The organism is Aliamphritea hakodatensis, from assembly GCF_024347195.1.
GTDB lineage: Bacteria > Pseudomonadota > Gammaproteobacteria > Pseudomonadales > Balneatricaceae > Amphritea > Amphritea hakodatensis.
The window spans coordinates 4808543-4825485 of the sequence record NZ_AP025281.1 but is presented as its reverse complement, the minus strand read 5'-3'; the positions used below and the strand labels follow the sequence as shown (position 1 = coordinate 4825485).

Here is a 16943-nt window from a genome sequence, read left to right as displayed (position 1 = left end):
AATAACCGTTGACTTCCACCGGGTGTTGAGTAGAATACGCACCTCGCTTGAGACGACAGCAACGACGGTTACACCGGTTGCGAAAGTGGTTTCAAGCAACGCTCTTTAACAATTTGATCAGATAATTCGTGTGGGCGCTTGTTGAGATGAAGCACAAAAGCTTTATCAAAGTAAGCAACTTTTGTCTTCGGACAAACACGTGAATTCATTTAAGATGTTTTTATGAAAGTTAGTGTAACTTTGAGCTAGATTTAAGACACCAAATTCCGGTGTCGAAAAAATTAAACTGAAGAGTTTGATCATGGCTCAGATTGAACGCTGGCGGCAGGCTTAACACATGCAAGTCGAGCGGTAACAGAGAGTAGCTTGCTACTTTGCTGACGAGCGGCGGACGGGTGAGTAACGCGTAGAAATCTGCCTGGTAGTGGGGGATAGCCCAGAGAAATTTGGATTAATACCGCATACGCCCTACGGGGGAAAGCAGGGGACCTTCGGGCCTTGCGCTATCAGATGAGTCTGCGTCGGATTAGCTAGTTGGTGGGGTAATGGCCTACCAAGGCGACGATCCGTAGCTGGTCTGAGAGGATGATCAGCCACACTGGGACTGAGACACGGCCCAGACTCCTACGGGAGGCAGCAGTGGGGAATATTGCACAATGGGCGCAAGCCTGATGCAGCCATGCCGCGTGTGTGAAGAAGGCCTTAGGGTTGTAAAGCACTTTCAGCAGTGAGGAAAGGTGTGTACTTAATACGTGCATACTGTGACGTTAACTGCAGAAGAAGGACCGGCTAACTCCGTGCCAGCAGCCGCGGTAATACGGAGGGTCCGAGCGTTAATCGGAATTACTGGGCGTAAAGCGCGCGTAGGCGGTTATTTAAGTCAGATGTGAAAGCCCCGGGCTCAACCTGGGAACTGCACCTGATACTGGATAACTAGAGTACAGAAGAGGGTGGTGGAATTTCCTGTGTAGCGGTGAAATGCGTAGATATAGGAAGGAACACCAGTGGCGAAGGCGACCACCTGGTCTGATACTGACGCTGAGGTGCGAAAGCGTGGGGAGCAAACAGGATTAGATACCCTGGTAGTCCACGCCGTAAACGATGTCTACTAGCCGTTGGGACACTTGATGTCTTAGTGGCGCAGCTAACGCACTAAGTAGACCGCCTGGGGAGTACGGCCGCAAGGTTAAAACTCAAATGAATTGACGGGGGCCCGCACAAGCGGTGGAGCATGTGGTTTAATTCGACGCAACGCGAAGAACCTTACCTACTCTTGAAATCCTGCGAAGTCGGAAGAGATTCTGATGTGCCTTCGGGAACGCAGTGACAGGTGCTGCATGGCTGTCGTCAGCTCGTGTTGTGAAATGTTGGGTTAAGTCCCGTAACGAGCGCAACCCTTGTCCTTATTTGCCAGCACTTCGGGTGGGAACTCTAAGGAGACTGCCGGTGACAAACCGGAGGAAGGTGGGGACGACGTCAAGTCATCATGGCCCTTACGAGTAGGGCTACACACGTGCTACAATGGCCGGTACAGAGGGCTGCAATCCTGCGAGGGGGAGCTAATCTCACAAAACCGGTCGTAGTCCGGATTGGAGTCTGCAACTCGACTCCATGAAGTCGGAATCGCTAGTAATCGTGAATCAGAATGTCACGGTGAATACGTTCCCGGGCCTTGTACACACCGCCCGTCACACCATGGGAGTGGATTGCACCAGAAGTAGCTAGCTTAACCTTCGGGAGGGCGGTTACCACGGTGTGGTTCATGACTGGGGTGAAGTCGTAACAAGGTAGCCCTAGGGGAACCTGGGGCTGGATCACCTCCTTAAACGATAGCGGATTCTTAGCAAGCGTTCACACGAATTATCTGATCAGTTGTAGAGTAAGTACTGGGGCTATAGCTCAGCTGGGAGAGCGCCTGCTTTGCACGCAGGAGGTCTGCGGTTCGATCCCGCATAGCTCCACCATTCTTCACCCCGAAGAACGGTCAGTACTTAAATGCTTTGTTGAGAACACAAAAGCTAATGAATAACCCTTCGGGTTTGTTGATTACCTTTTGTCTTTTTAGACAAAACGCTCTTTAACAATTTAAATCCTGTAAAAACGAGAATTAAGTAAGACAAATGTACAAGCGCTAATCCGGCGTAAATGTATCGTTACTTCAGCGTTAACTGTTTAACAGTTGGCTATGAAGTTTTATCAGTTACTTTGAATCAGACCCTTTTGGGTTATATGGTCAAGTGACTAAGCGTGCACGGTGGATGCCTTGGCAGTCAGAGGCGATGAAGGACGTGGTAACCTGCGATAAGGTTTGGGGAGTCGGTAAACAGACTTTGATCCAAACATTTCCGAATGGGGAAACCCACCCAGTATAAGCTGGGTATCTCTTAAGTGAATACATAGCTTTAGAGAGGCGAACCCGGGGAACTGAAACATCTAAGTACCCGGAGGAAAAGAAATCAACCGAGATTCCCCTAGTAGCGGCGAGCGAACGGGGACCAGCCCTTAAGCTGTGTTGTAGTTAGTAGAACGCTCTGGAAAGTGCGGCCGTAGTGGGTGATAGCCCCGTATACGAAAACTTATACGCAGTGAAATCGAGTAAGACGGGACACGTGATATCCTGTTTGAATATGGGGGGACCATCCTCCAAGGCTAAATACTCCTGACTGACCGATAGTGAACCAGTACCGTGAGGGAAAGGCGAAAAGAACCCCTGTGAGGGGAGTGAAATAGAACCTGAAACCGTGTACGTACAAGCAGTGGGAGCAGACTTGTTCTGTGACTGCGTACCTTTTGTATAATGGGTCAGCGACTTAATTTCAGTAGCAAGGTTAACCGTTTAGGGGAGCCGTAGGGAAACCGAGTCTTAATAGGGCGTATAGTTGCTGGGATTAGACCCGAAACCGAGCGATCTATCCATGGGCAGGTTGAAGGTTGAGTAACATCAACTGGAGGACCGAACCGACTGTCGTTGAAAAGCCAGCGGATGACTTGTGGATCGGAGTGAAAGGCTAATCAAGCTCGGAGATAGCTGGTTCTCCTCGAAAGCTATTTAGGTAGCGCCTCATATCTCACCTACGGGGGTAGAGCACTGTTTCGGCTAGGGGGTCATCCCGACTTACCAACCCGATGCAAACTCCGAATACCGTAGAGTGCAATTATGGGAGACACACGGCGGGTGCTAACGTCCGTCGTGGAAAGGGAAACAACCCAGACCGTCAGCTAAGGTCCCAAAGTTATGGTTAAGTGGGAAACGATGTGGGAAGGCTTAGACAGCTAGGAGGTTGGCTTAGAAGCAGCCACCCTTTAAAGAAAGCGTAATAGCTCACTAGTCGAGTCGGCCTGCGCGGAAGATATAACGGGGCTCAAACCATACACCGAAGCTACGGACGCAGCTTGTCTGCGTGGTAGAGGAGCGTTCTGTAAGCCGTTGAAGGGAAAGCTGTAAGGCATCCTGGAGGTATCAGAAGTGCGAATGCTGACATGAGTAACGATAAGGGGGGTGAAAAACCTCCCCGCCGGAAGACCAAGGGTTCCTATCCAATGCTAATCAGGGTAGGGTGAGTCGACCCCTAAGGCGAGGCCGAAAGGCGTAGTCGATGGGAAACAGGTTAATATTCCTGTACTTCTTGTTATTGCGATGGAGTGACGGAGAAGGCTAGGCCATCACGGCGTTGGTTGTCCGTGTTTAAGGCTGTAGGCTGGGGGATTAGGAAAATCCGGTTCCCTAAGGCTGAGAGTTGATGACGAGTCCTCTTTTGGACGAAGTGGTTGATGCCATGCTTCCAGGAAAAACTTCTAAGCTTCAGATAACAAGAAATCGTACCCCAAACCGACACAGGTGGTCAGGTAGAGAATACCAAGGCGCTTGAGAGAACTCGGGTGAAGGAACTAGGCAAAATGGTACCGTAACTTCGGGAGAAGGTACGCCCCTGACGGTGATGAGACTTGCTCTCTAAGCTGTTGGGGGTCGAAGATACTAGGTGGCTGCGACTGTTTATTAAAAACACAGCACTCTGCAAACACGAAAGTGGACGTATAGGGTGTGACGCCTGCCCGGTGCTTGAAGGTTAATTGATGGGGTTAGCTTCGGCGAAGCTCTTGATCGAAGCCCAAGTAAACGGCGGCCGTAACTATAACGGTCCTAAGGTAGCGAAATTCCTTGTCGGGTAAGTTCCGACCTGCACGAATGGCGTAACGATGGCCACACTGTCTCCACCCGAGACTCAGTGAAATTGAAATTGCGGTTAAGATGCCGTATATCCGCGGCTAGACGGAAAGACCCCGTGAACCTTTACTATAGCTTCGCAGTGGACTTTGATATTACTTGTGTAGGATAGCTGGGAGGCTTTGAAACTTGGACGCCAGTTCGAGTGGAGCCAATCTTGAAATACCAGCCTGGTACTATTGAGGTTCTAACGCAGGTCCCTTATCGGGATCGCGGACATTGTGTGGTGGGTAGTTTGACTGGGGCGGTCTCCTCCCAAAGAGTAACGGAGGAGTACGAAGGTGCGCTCAGCATGGTCGGAAATCATGCATCGAGTATAAAGGCATAAGCGCGCTTGACTGCGAGACAGACACGTCGAGCAGGTACGAAAGTAGGTCTTAGTGATCCGGTGGTTCTGTATGGAAGGGCCATCGCTCAACGGATAAAAGGTACTCCGGGGATAACAGGCTGATACCGCCCAAGAGTTCACATCGACGGCGGTGTTTGGCACCTCGATGTCGGCTCATCACATCCTGGGGCTGAAGCCGGTCCCAAGGGTATGGCTGTTCGCCATTTAAAGTGGTACGCGAGCTGGGTTTAGAACGTCGTGAGACAGTTCGGTCCCTATCTGCCGTGGACGTTTGAGATTTGAGAAGAGTTGCTCCTAGTACGAGAGGACCGGAGTGAACGAACCTCTGGTGTTCGGGTTGTCATGCCAATGGCATTGCCCGGTAGCTATGTTCGGACAGGATAACCGCTGAAAGCATCTAAGCGGGAAGCCCCCTTCAAGATGAGATCTCACTGGGACCTTGAGTCCCCTGAAGAGCCGTTCAAGACCAGGACGTTGATAGGCTGGGTGTGTAAGCGTTGTGAGGCGTTGAGCTAACCAGTACTAATTGCTCGTGAGGCTTGACCATATAACGCCAAAAGCGTTTGGTTGCAGAGAAGACTGCAACATGATCAAGAACTGAAGATACATTGAAGAGCTTGCTGAAAAGCGAGACGGATTAGAGTTTGTACATTGTTTTGAAACATAAGCTTAAGACTCGGCCTGAATAAGGCACACAGGATTTAGATTGTTACCTTTTTTTGCTTGGCGACTATAGCGAGATGGAACCACCCGATCCCTTACCGAACTCGGAAGTGAAACGTCTTAGCGCCGATGGTAGTGTGGGGCTTCCCCATGTGAGAGTAGGTCATCGCCAAGCACCTAATTAAGAAAACCCGCTACACTGTAGCGGGTTTTTTTTCGTCTGCCGAAAGTGCTTTCATCGCCAAGCACCTAATTAAGACTCTCTTTAAGACACTGGCTGCTATCTTGTAGCAGGTTTTTTCGTCTGCAAAAAAGGCTTCCACCGCCAGGCACCTGATTAAGGCTCTTTTTAAGGCTCTTGATAAGGCACAGGCTGCTACCTTGTAGCAGGTTTTTTTGTCTGCAGGAAAGGCTTCCACCGTCAGGCACCTGATTAAGACTCTCTTTAAGACTCTCTTTAAGACTCTCTTTAAGACACTTCATAAGACACAGGCTGCTACGGTGTAGCGAGGTTTTTATATCCGCAGAAACGGGTCGTTCTTCTGATGGACGCCACCATTTAAGACTTTTTATAAGGGCTTGGTATAACAGTGCGGGATTGTAGTCTGGGCGGCAACTTACAGTTTTTTGTGAGGGCTTGTGTTGCCAGGCACCTGAGCTACGGCAGTATTTGTGGTGCTACTCATGTCGGATGATTACTGACTGGAAGGTTAGTGTTCAGTGATAGGCACTGCTGAAGGTTTAAATCTGAATCGTCGTTGCTTTGCTGGTCTGAAAGGAAGCAGAGGGGGGGATATCAGGGAGACGTTATAAGCCCGGTTGTCGGTGGGTGATAAAGATTGGAATTATGAAAGGGAGGCGGGAATAGGGTACAAGTGAAACTCAATCTCAGGGCTCAGGCCGCAGAGATTGAGTTTGTATGGCGTCAGTATCAGAGCGCGTCTACGTCAGTTTCACCTGTACGGATACGGATAGCCTGCTCCAGAGGTGTTACGAAGATTTTACCGTCGCCGATTTTACCGGTATTGGCCGTTTTGCTGATAGCTTCGATCACCTGATCAAGCATGTTTTCATCGATGGCAGCTTCAATTTTCACCTTAGGCAGAAAATCCACCACGTATTCGGCGCCGCGGTAGAGTTCGGTATGACCTTTTTGGCGACCGAAGCCTTTTACTTCAGTCACGGTGATGCCCTGAATGCCGATTTCCGACAGGGCTTCACGTACGTCATCCAGTTTGAACGGTTTGATCACCGCGCTTACCAGTTTCATCATTGTATCCTCGCTTGGGTCTGCTTTGGTGCACTTTATAAGTGCCTCAGACAGTTGGAGTTTAAGCCTAAAATCTGGGAGGCAATTATACCCAGCTTTGGCTGTTTAATAAATCAACGGTGCAGCAGCTGTGGAGGAACGGGTCAGTAAGTGTCGCTGCTGCATGGTTGAAAACCTGATTAATTAGCTTTTGTTACCAAATTCCGGATAGGCTTCCATACCGCATTCGGCCAGGTCGACACCCTGATATTCTTCTTCTGCGCTGACCCGGATTCCCATGATCTTTTTCAGAATGGCCCAAACGATCAGACTGCTGGTGAATACCCAGATAAAGATGGTTGCTGCGCCGATAATCTGGCCGCTAAAGGTGGCACCATCATTGGTTACCGGTACCAGAAGCAGACCCAGCAGGCCGCACACACCGTGTACCGAAATGGCACCTACCGGATCATCAATGCGCAGTTTATCCAGAGATAAGATAGCGAAGACCACCAGAATACCGCCTACGGCACCGAACAGGCTGGCCTGCAACGGCGTTGGGGTGGAGGGTTCTGCGGTAATGGTTACCAGGCCGGCCAGTGCGCCGTTCAGTAACATGGTTAAGTCTGCTTTACCAAACAGTGCCCGTGCGGTTAAGAGTGCGCAAATCGCCCCGGTTGCTGCTGCGGCATTGGTGTTAAGGAATACCATGGCAACGCTGTGGGCGCTGCTAACATCACCCAGCTTTAACACTGAGCCACCGTTAAAGCCAAACCAGCCCATCCACAGGATGAAAGTACCCAGGGTTGCCAGAGGCAGGTTAGCACCGGGAATGGCTTTGACAGTATTGCCTTTGTATTTGCCGTGGCGGGGGCCGAGTAAAAGCACGGCTGCCAACGCTGCACTGGCACCGGCCATATGTACAATGCCTGAGCCGGCGAAGTCTGAGAATCCAAGATCCCCCAGATTGTAAAGGCCGAATACATCATCGCCGTTCCAGGTCCAGGCGCCTTCCATCGGGTAAATTACGCCGGTCATAACCACAGCAAAACTCAGGAATGCCCACAGTTTCATACGTTCTGCAACCGCACCGGATACAATGGACATTGCCGTGGCGACAAAAACCACCTGAAAGAAAAAATCAGATGCCGGGGAATACACTGCATCGCCGTCAAATCCGTTACTGGCTGAATCCGACTGAACCTGACTGAGATCCAGATCGCCTATTCCGTCGAGAAAGATTCCGCCGCCATACATTATCTGATAGCCGCACAGCAAATACATGAAGCATGAAATTGCGTAAAGCGCGACGTTTTTGGTCAGTATTTCGGTGGTGTTTTTGGATCTGACCAGCCCGGCTTCTAACATTGCGAAGCCTGCGGCCATCCACATAACCAGTGCGCCGCATACCAGAAAGTAAAAGGTATCCATAGCGTACTGTAAGGCAAATATCTGATTTTCCATCATATCCTCCAGTTAATAGCTGATTCTTTAATGATCATTGTTATGTGTTATATGGCAGTAAATATGCCAGCAATATTTTTTATGTTAAATAACAAATGGTTACATCTTGTTTTTCTGTTTTATGGTTACTTATGTCTGCTATTGTTTTTATGAGTGGGGCTTTTTTGGCGCGTGATGAATGCTGTGCTGCACTTTTTTGGTGCATTAATTTGCAACGGATAAAGGTGTTAAAAAAAGGGGGGCTTGATATATTTGCAACATTAATATGAAAGAACCCGAATACCGGGGTATCAGAGGATTTATGATTAATCAGGCATTCTTACAGGGGTTAAGTGAACAGCTTGGCCAGTTAATGAATAAAGCGCCGGGTGGCAGTGCGAATCTGCAGAATCAGATTCAGGGGGTGTTACAGGGCGCTTTCAGTAAGATGGATCTGGTCAACCGGGAAGAGTTTGACGCGCAGTCTGCTGTGTTGGCCCGAACCCGTGAAAAGCTGGAAGCGCTGGAGCAACAGTTGGCAGCTCTTGAAACCCGGGTTGGAGACTCTGGTAGCCAGTAATACCGGCGTTGCAGCGACAGTTCATTTCTTTAAGCGTTTACCAGGGAAGGTTATATGGCGCTCGCAGTACTTAATACCCGGGCACAGCTCGGTGTCAGTGCACCGCCGGTCAGTGTGGAAATACACCTTTCCGGCGGATTGCCCTGTTTTGCAATTGTGGGTTTGCCTGAGGCGGCAGTGAGAGAAAGCCGGGAAAGGGTACGCAGCGCATTACTTAATTCCGGTTTTGATTTCCCTGCCCGGCGTATTACCGTCAATCTCGCACCAGCAGACATACCTAAAGAAGGCGGGCGTTATGACCTTGCCATTGCATTAGGTATTTTGCTGGCCAGTGATCAGCTGAAAGTAAAACAACATCTGGCTTTTGAATTTATGGCAGAGCTGGGGCTGGGAGGGGAGCTGCGCCCGGTTCGGGGTGTGCTGCCTGCTGCAATGGCCTGTCAGCGAATGGGCAATGGCTGTTGGGTGGCACAGGAAAATATTGCTGAAGCTTCTCTGGTGGAAGCGCTTGACGTGTATAGCGCTACTGATCTGCTCAGCGTTTGTAACATGTTGGCTGATGAACAGAAATGTTTACCTGCCAGTGCAGAAATTATCAGTGTGCAGCCTGCTGAGGCTGCCGATATGGCAGATATAAAAGGCCAGCATCAGGCCCGGCGTGCTTTAGAAGTGGCGGCAGCGGGTGGGCATAATATTCTGTTTGCGGGGCCTCCCGGGAGCGGTAAGAGCATGCTTGCATCCCGCTTGCCCGGCATTTTGCCTGAGTTATCCCGGCACAATCTTTTAGAAACTGCAGCGATATATTCTGTCGCGGGTCTTGACCCCAGTAAGTTGCTGGCCGGTATCAGGCCATTTCGTGCACCGCATCATACAGCTTCGTCGGTGGCTCTGGTCGGAGGTGGCAGTCGGCCCCGGCCGGGAGAGATTTCTCTGGCGCATCAGGGGGTGCTGTTTCTGGATGAGCTGCCGGAGTTCCCCCGTTCGGTTCTGGAGGTTTTACGTGAGCCGCTTGAGTCCGGCAGAGTAGAGGTGTCCAGGGTTGCTCAGCAATTGAGTTTTCCTGCCCGTTTTCAGTTGGTGGCGGCGATGAATCCCTGCCCCTGTGGTTTCATGGGTGATCCGGATGGCCGGTGTCGCTGTACGCCGGATCAGGTCAGACGATATCAGCATAAAATATCCGGTCCGTTAATGGACCGCATTGATTTATTTGCCTGGGTAGCAGGGTTGCCTGCTGAGCAGCTTTTAGCTAAACAGCACGGTGAAACCAGTGCTGCTATTCAGGCGCGGGTGATGCGGGCGTACCAGCGCCAGCTGAAACGGCAGGGATGCAGGAATGCTGAACTGTCTGCAACCGGTCTTGAAGTGCACTGTGCGCTGGATACATCTGAGCAGGCGATATTGATTAGTGCGGTAAAACGGCTGAAATTATCGGCCCGGGCAGCGCACAGGATTCTGAAGGTTGCCAGAACGATTGCGGATTTACATCAGGCAGATGTGATTGGAGAGGCTGCTTTGCTGGAAGCGTTAGGGTTCAGGTTTAGCGACAAGGAAGTAGGCTAGCAACCGGTTTGCTTTTGGCTGGTTGCTGAAAGCTGGCTGTTTTGCAGCATATTAAAAAAGTCCTGGAATGGCATCGGGCGGCTGTAAAGAAAGCCCTGAGCCTGATAACAGTCGTGTTCTATCAGGAAGTCATGCTGGAGACGGGTTTCAACGCCTTCGGCAATCACTTCAATGTTCAGGCTGCGTGCCAGATTGATAATTGCTTTTACAATCTCCCGGTCGTCCTGTTGTTCAATAACGCCGCCGGTAAATGAACGGTCGATTTTCAGACTGTTTATTGGCAGTTTTTGCAGCAGGGTGAATGATGAATAGCCGGTGCCAAAATCATCCAGTGAGAAAGTGATTCCCAGTTGATTGAGTTCTTCAATTCCCTGGCGGACATGAGCTTCATTGCTGAATAGGGCTGACTCTGTCAGTTCGAATTCCAGAACAGATGTATCGATCCGGTATTTTTCAATCAACCTCTGAATAGTACGGCTCAGGTAACGGTCTTCAAATTGGCGGAATGAAAGGTTGACGCCGATTCTGCCAATATCCAGCCGGGCCCGTTTAATTGCCTGCATATCCATGCCGGCGCGATAAATAACCCAGTAGCCAATCGGCACGATGAGGCCCGTACGTTCCGCCAGCTCGATAAATTCGCCGGGGGCGATGAGTCCGCGCTCCGGGTGCCGCCACCGGATAAGGGCTTCTGCACCAATAATCGTGCCGGTACGAATATCGACCCGGGGCTGATAAAACAGCTCGAACTGCTCTTTCTGGAGGGCGAGTATCAGATCCGGTTCAAGATCATTATATTCCCCTTCCGTATCCGGCAGGCTGCTGGCAAAAAAGCTGTAGCTGCATTCGCTGCGCTGTTTAGCCTGCAATCTTGCCTGATGTGCCTGGAATATGACGCTGTCGGCGTCCTGATGTTGCCTTGAAATACTGATGCCGACGCTGCAGGGAAGCGTAAACTCCTGATTATTCAGCTGATAAGGTTCACTCAGGGAGGCGAGTAAGGCCTCACAAACCGGCTTCAGGCCGGTTTCGGTATCCCGATTTTCTTCAGGAAAATAAAACAGGCTGAATTCGTCGGCTCCCATGCGGGCTATATCACAGTCAAACAGGTTCGAAACTCGTTGTGCCAGAATCTGGACGATACGGTCGCCAGCCTGGCTGCCGTTAAGGTGATTAAAGCGGCTGAAACCGTCAAGATCGATATTGATCAGTGCGATGTTTTGTTCGGTATTGCTCAGGGCTTCGCATAACCGGGTATAAAAGTGGTGACGGTTCTGCAGTCCGGTTAAGAGGTCATTTTGCGGTGCTGAATGCTGTGTTTCAGACGGGTAAGCCTGTTGTTGAGGAGCGGATTTAACCGAGTAGCGGATAATCCGTTTCAGCCGGTCGGCGGTAAGGTCTGAAGCTACCAGGTATTCTGTTGCACCTGCAGCAAGAAAGCTCTGGTTACGAAACCGGCTGAATGCGTGTTCAAAGGCAATCACAGGGATATCGGGATATTGCTGGCAGAACTGCTGTAGCAGCAAAATCGGGTAATGGCCGGGCAGACGGGTTTGCAGAAAAATGACATCCGGCCGGGGCGTCAGTGGTGTGTTCAGATTATCAGGAGATGACTGGCGACATGCAAACAGGGGTTCTTCAGCGAGCAGCTCTGCCAGTCGCCGGGTGTCGTCATCGGTGCCGATCAGTAGACAATCAACGCCGGATTGTATGCATGTGGGTTGAACAGAAGTCATAAGACATCTCAAAACAAAGCTGTTGAAAACGTCCTGTAACTGTTTACCATCGTTTTGCAATTCTATGCGATGCCATTCCATGACATAATTGCAACCTGGGGTTTAACAGCCTCGGCTCAGTACCTGAGCAGGTTGACTAGAAGTTTGCAAAGACACTTATTTCTAAAAATCCATACGCCTTACTCATTCAAGAGTAACATGGCGATAGCTGTGATCAAATATTTTCTGTCACAAAAAGTGTTTTAAAAATAATATCTTACCGTTTTTTGTGAGCGTTTTTTTTAAAGCAATAGTAAGCTATCGGCATGTTTGGGTAATAACTTTAGCTATTTTTTCAGGTTTTTATGGCAAAACTTAATCCTCGCCAGCAAGAAGCGGTTGATTATATCAGCGGACCGCTGCTGGTTCTGGCCGGTGCCGGTTCAGGCAAGACCAGTGTAATTACCCGGAAGATCGCTTATCTGATTGAAACCTGTGGTATTAAGGCACATAACATTGCTGCGGTAACCTTTACCAATAAGGCTTCCCGGGAAATGAAAGAACGGGTTGGTACGCTGGTAAAAGGATCTGCCACCCGTGGATTAACCGTGTCAACCTTTCATAACCTGGGACTGAACATCATCCGTAAAGAGCACAAGACCCTTGGGTTTAAAAAGGGCTTTTCGCTATTTGATGATCAGGATACCAAGTCACTGCTGAAAAGCCTTATGTTGCATAACAATGAGGATGTGGACCAGGTTGATGCGGTGCAAAATACTATTTCGAACTGGAAAAACGAGATGGTCAGCCCAGAGCAGGCGCTTGTTCAGGCGCAGGGGCCTGCGGATATTCTGGCTGCCAGAGCCTATGACGCCTATTCGCAGAGTCTCAGGGCTTACAACGCAGTGGATTTTGATGATCTGATTTTATTGCCTGCTCAGCTATTCCTGAATCATCCGCAAGTGCTGGAGCGCTGGCAAAACAAGATCCGTTATCTGTTGGTCGATGAGTATCAGGATACCAATACCAGCCAGTATCTGCTGGTTAAGATGCTGGTCGGTATGCGTGGGGCATTAACCGTGGTGGGGGATGACGATCAGTCTATCTATTCATGGCGAGGAGCACGGCCGGAGAACCTTAATCAGCTACAAACAGATTTTCCCAGCCTGAAGGTGGTTAAGCTGGAGCAAAACTACCGCTCAACCGGCCGTATTCTGAAAGCTGCTAACTGCGTCATCTCGAATAACCCGCACGTTTTTGATAAAACCCTCTGGAGTGATATGGGCTATGGCGAGCCTATCAGAGTGGTGTTTAATGCGGATGAAGATGCAGAATGTGAACGGGTAGCCACAGAGATTCTGGATCAGCACTTACGGGTACGCCGGTCTTTTAAAGATTTTGCCATCCTGTACAGGGGTAACCACCAGGCCCGTTTGCTGGAGCTTAAACTGCAAAGCTATCAGATACCTTATAAGCTCAACGGCGGTACCTCGTTTTTTGGCCGTGCCGAAATTAAAGACATCATGTCTTATATGAAGGTGTTGGTGAATCCGGATGATGATAACGCTTTTCTGCGAATCATTAATTTGCCCCGCCGGGAAATCGGTCCGACGACCCTGTTAAAACTGGGGGAATATGCCAATTCCCGTCACATCAGTTTATTCAATGCCTGTGATGAACTTGGGCTGGAGCAGGTGCTGCCGGCTGCGGCGGTAGAACGGTTACGCCGTTTTAATAACTGGTTGCAGGGCATTCTGGAGCAATGTGAGCGGGGGGATCCTATCGAAGGGATCACTAAGATGATCGACGATATTGATTACACCGGCTGGATTATGCAGAACAGCTCCAGTGATATTGTCGGTGAAAAGCGTATGCAGAATGTCTGGTTTCTGGTGGACTCACTGCGCAGCACGCTGGAGCGCTTACAGGAAGATGATCCGGACGCGGGTATCCGGGAAACGATTGCCCGTCTGATTCTGCTGGATATTATGGAGCGTCAGGAAGAAGAGGATGATTCCGATAAGGTGCAGTTGATGACCTTGCATGCATCGAAAGGGCTGGAGTTTCCGTACGTATATCTGATCGGGATGGAAGAAGAATTGCTACCGCACCGTAACAGTATTGAAAACGGTGATATCGAAGAGGAGCGGCGGCTGGCCTATGTGGGAATTACCCGGGCTAAGCAGGAGCTTACTCTGACGCTGGCAAGACAGCGCAAGCAATACGGTGAAAAAGTTGATTGTGCCCCGAGCCGGTTTATCGAAGAAATTCCACAGGATGACCTGGTATTTGAAGGCAAGGGTGATGTGTGCGAAACCACCAATAAAGCCCGTGGGCGCGCGACCCTGTCAGGGTTGCGTGATTTGCTGGATGATCTGTAAACCGGACTGATCTGTATATAAAAAAACCGCTGTCTGTTACCAGGCAGCGGTTTTCTTTTATCAGTTAGCTGATCAGTCGGCTTAGTTAGCGCTGTCGATCATGTACTGGATAGTGTCCTGCATTTCCTGTTCTGAACAGTCTGAACAGGTACCGTTAGGTGGCATTGCGTTGAAGCCGTTGATCGCGTTTGCCAGCAGAGTTTCCATGCCTTTGCCAGCACGGTCAGCCCAGTCTGCCGTACCGAACTTAGGCGCGCTTAAAACACCTGTGCCGTGGCATGCTGCACATTTAGTGTTGTAGATGTCTTCAACAGAACGGGCACCGCCACCGCTGGAAGCAGATGCTACAGGGCTTGCAGTTGCACACTCTTCACCTTCGATACATACATTGCCTACAGGCTTCAGACGATCAGCAATCGCTGCATTGTCATCGGTGTTTGCTAGTGTAGTGGTTGCCAGGAAGCCCACAACCAGGGCAAACAGGGCAGAAACAGCTTTGGCAGCAATATTACTCACAGTCACGACCTCATTCATCGCTTAATTTTTAAAGTCTGACAACTGTTCTTTGATACCGGTTTTGGAGCCGGCCAGTGTTTGGCAACAGTTGCGTATAAATCTTGTCGGCGTGGATTATAGCGGTAAAAGCCTGCAACGAAAATGGGGACTTTACGCGCCGGGTCAATTATTTAGTCGATAGTAGGATAAAAAGCCGGACATCTTCGCCGGAACGGACATATTCCGGAAAAGCTATTGTCCCCGCAGCAGAGGAACATGTTCATTTGCCTGATCAGGTTTTTCGTTTCAGGGGGGGCGTCTTTCCGAAGCCTGGAAAAAGCAATTCGCAGGGAAGTGTTGCTCATGTTTTTCCGTCGGTGGTATTCAGACCTTTGATAAGGTAATCACCAGAGTTTAGCTACTTGCCGTAGTCGCAGCGTCAGCCAGAGTCAGCTTTGCTGGGGTGATGCACAGATTTGCCGCTGATGAGCCGTTTTACAAAGTAAATAATGGCTAACAGTAACAGTGGTATCAGTATGCCCCAGAGCCATTTAGTCTCTTCCTGTATGACGGTTCCTGATGCGGGAATTGCTTCTTCACTGACACTATTTGTCTGCCTGACCTGCTTATTTAAGGGCGATGAGTCAGGGAGGCCTGAATAGCCAGTAGCTATGCCGCTGTGGTTTGTTTCAACAAAGGCTAAATAATCCGGACTGCCGTTGCCGGTCACGTTGTTGCCTGAATTGCCCGGGCTATAGCCGGAACCACCGGAACCACCGGAACCCGATCCTCCGGAGCCCGAACCACCGGAGCCACCGGAGCCCGAACTGCCTGCGCCGGCGCTGCCTGAACTTGCGTAGCCGGTTGCGTTATTGCCAGAACCGGAGCTACCTGATCCTGAGCTATCAGAACCACCGGGACCGGAGCTTCCAGATCCCGAGCCACCTGAACCACCTGAACCACCTGAACCGGAGCCACCAGAACCACCGGAGCCAGATCCGCCGGATCCCGAGCCACCGGAACCGGAGCTGCCTGAACCTGATCCACCAGATCCCGAGCCACCAGAACTACCAGAACCACTAGAACCACCAGAACCAGAGCCGCCAGATCCCGAGCCACCAGAACCAGAGCCGCCAGATCCCGAGCCACCAGAACCAACTGACCCCGAACCACCGGAACCGGAGCCGCCGGAACCTGAGCTACCAGATCCTGAACCGCCAGAACCGGAGCCACCTGAACCGGAGCCACCTGAACCTGAGCCACCTGAGCCTGAACCACCTGAGCCTGAACCACCGGAACCAGTGTCAACAGCAGCAACCAGATCATCGACAGTGCTGCCAACGGAGTTTCCAAGCTGGGTAAAACTGCCGACAATTCCAACAGACAACAGTGCGGCGATCAGTGCATATTCAACTGTTGTGAGGCCTGCCTGTTTATTTCTGATGGAGTTCATCTGTAGTCCCTCCATGACCTTCAAATTACTACAGAGTATCCTTAAGCCTAGTCATTAACCGGCCAGCAGGCAAAATTCTATTTTTTGTGATTTTTTGATGAAGAATATCCCGATTATAGATAGACAGCCCTGAGCATCATCGGTAATATACAGCCCGCGTCGAAAGCCGCATTGATGCGCCCGTAGCTCAGCTGGATAGAGTAGCAGGTTCCGATCCTGTTGGTCGGGGGTTCGAATCCCTCCGGGCGCGCCAATTATTCACACACAGTGTGAAGCCTTAGCCGGTATAGCTCAGCTGGTAGAGCAACTGACTTGTAATCAGTAGGTCCCGAGTTCGACTCTTGGTGCCGGCACCATTTCTGCTTCTGAAGTCTCAGGGCAGACCGCTGCGGAGCGGTAGTTCAGTTGGTTAGAATACCTGCCTGTCACGCAGGGGGTCGCGGGTTCGAGTCCCGTCCGTTCCGCCACTTTTTCTTTTAGGTTTATAAAGAATACCTGCCTGTCATCTGTTCAGGTCAACGGGTCGCGGGTTCGAGTCCCGTCCGTTCCGCCACTTTAAGCCTCGCATTTCTCAGTTAAAGAGTGCGGTTTTTTTTTGTTTTCTGGCACTTGTGATTCTGCTCAGCTGGATTACGGGTACTTGTTCTTTACCGCAGCCGTTCCTCAGTATCCGGGTGTTCTGAATGAAGGATCTTCTGGCTGTTGGTTATTCACGGGCTGTATAAAGCAGGCTCCTTCATGGTTCTGGTATGGTTTCCTATACTGTGCAACAGGATCTGTTGACTGGCAATACGTCTTACCTGCGTACTTTTAACGGATTCCCTAACAGC

Annotated in this window: 9 protein-coding genes, 4 tRNA genes and 3 rRNA genes; 10 read left to right on the top strand and 6 right to left on the bottom strand. The window is 50.4% G+C overall.

Annotated elements, in window-relative coordinates; all coding sequences use genetic code 11:
• Window positions 1–283: 283 nt before the first annotated feature.
• The 4 genes from PCI15_RS21885 (at window position 284) to rrf (ending at window position 5412) form a co-directional block, all read left to right on the top strand.
• Window positions 284–1825: ribosomal RNA gene (locus PCI15_RS21885) — 16S ribosomal RNA — on the top strand.
• A 63-nt stretch (window positions 1826–1888) separates the two neighbouring features.
• A tRNA-Ala gene (locus PCI15_RS21880) sits at window positions 1889–1964 on the top strand.
• Between the two features lie 267 nt (window positions 1965–2231).
• A 23S ribosomal RNA gene (locus PCI15_RS21875) occupies window positions 2232–5121 on the top strand.
• Window positions 5122–5296: 175 nt separating this feature from the next.
• A 5S ribosomal RNA gene (gene rrf, locus PCI15_RS21870) occupies window positions 5297–5412 on the top strand.
• The 16S, 23S and 5S rRNA genes sit together here with 1 tRNA gene alongside, the layout of an rRNA operon.
• A 756-nt stretch (window positions 5413–6168) precedes the next feature.
• Here rrf and glnK read toward each other — a convergent pair.
• On the bottom strand, window positions 6169–6507 hold the full coding sequence (gene glnK / locus PCI15_RS21865; protein WP_205660159.1) for a P-II family nitrogen regulator: 339 nt from the start codon (window positions 6505–6507) through the stop codon (window positions 6169–6171).
• Between the two features lie 183 nt (window positions 6508–6690).
• The gene (gene amtB / locus PCI15_RS21860) at window positions 6691–7950 is read right to left on the bottom strand and encodes an ammonium transporter AmtB (protein ID WP_271271985.1); all 1260 of its coding nucleotides are present in this window, start codon (window positions 7948–7950) and stop codon (window positions 6691–6693) included.
• Between the two features lie 301 nt (window positions 7951–8251).
• Here amtB and PCI15_RS21855 point away from each other — a divergent pair, with 301 nt between their 5' ends.
• Together PCI15_RS21855 and PCI15_RS21850 are read left to right on the top strand one after the other, a co-directional pair.
• Window positions 8252–8509: an accessory factor UbiK family protein gene (locus PCI15_RS21855; RefSeq protein WP_271271984.1), complete on the top strand. Its 258-nt coding sequence runs from the start codon at window positions 8252–8254 to the stop codon at window positions 8507–8509.
• A 54-nt stretch (window positions 8510–8563) separates the two neighbouring features.
• Window positions 8564–10069, top strand: coding sequence for a YifB family Mg chelatase-like AAA ATPase (locus PCI15_RS21850; RefSeq protein WP_271271983.1), 1506 nt, complete (start codon window positions 8564–8566; stop codon window positions 10067–10069).
• Here the strand turns inward: PCI15_RS21850 and PCI15_RS21845 are convergent.
• A complete protein-coding gene (locus PCI15_RS21845; protein WP_271271982.1) occupies window positions 10066–11805 on the bottom strand; it encodes a GGDEF/EAL domain-containing response regulator in 1740 nt (579 codons plus the stop codon). The genes PCI15_RS21850 and PCI15_RS21845 overlap by 4 nt on opposite strands.
• A 344-nt stretch (window positions 11806–12149) precedes the next feature.
• Here PCI15_RS21845 and rep point away from each other — a divergent pair, with 344 nt between their 5' ends.
• Complete coding sequence (gene rep, locus PCI15_RS21840; RefSeq protein ID WP_271271981.1) at window positions 12150–14165, top strand: DNA helicase Rep; 2016 nt, start codon at window positions 12150–12152, stop codon at window positions 14163–14165.
• An 81-nt stretch (window positions 14166–14246) separates the two neighbouring features.
• Here rep and PCI15_RS21835 read toward each other — a convergent pair whose 3' ends face one another.
• The 3 genes from PCI15_RS21835 to PCI15_RS21825 form a co-directional block, all read right to left on the bottom strand.
• Complete coding sequence (locus PCI15_RS21835) at window positions 14247–14681, bottom strand: c-type cytochrome (protein ID WP_271271980.1); 435 nt, start codon at window positions 14679–14681, stop codon at window positions 14247–14249.
• Between the two features lie 418 nt (window positions 14682–15099).
• Window positions 15100–15390, bottom strand: a complete 291-nt coding sequence (locus PCI15_RS21830; RefSeq protein ID WP_271271979.1) for a hypothetical protein — start codon at window positions 15388–15390, stop codon at window positions 15100–15102.
• Window positions 15387–16013: a hypothetical protein gene (locus PCI15_RS21825; RefSeq protein WP_271271978.1), complete on the bottom strand. Its 627-nt coding sequence runs from the start codon at window positions 16011–16013 to the stop codon at window positions 15387–15389. Before PCI15_RS21825 ends, PCI15_RS21830 begins: the two co-directional genes overlap by 4 nt.
• Before the next feature lie 276 nt (window positions 16014–16289).
• Between PCI15_RS21825 and PCI15_RS21820 the strand changes: the two genes are divergently transcribed.
• The 3 genes from PCI15_RS21820 (at window position 16290) to PCI15_RS21810 (ending at window position 16580) form a co-directional block, all read left to right on the top strand.
• Window positions 16290–16366, top strand: a tRNA-Arg gene (locus PCI15_RS21820).
• Window positions 16367–16393: 27 nt separating this feature from the next.
• Window positions 16394–16469 (top strand) — tRNA-Thr (locus PCI15_RS21815).
• A gap of 34 nt (window positions 16470–16503) precedes the next feature.
• Window positions 16504–16580: transfer RNA gene (locus tag PCI15_RS21810), tRNA-Asp, on the top strand.
• Window positions 16581–16943: the final 363 nt, after the last annotated feature.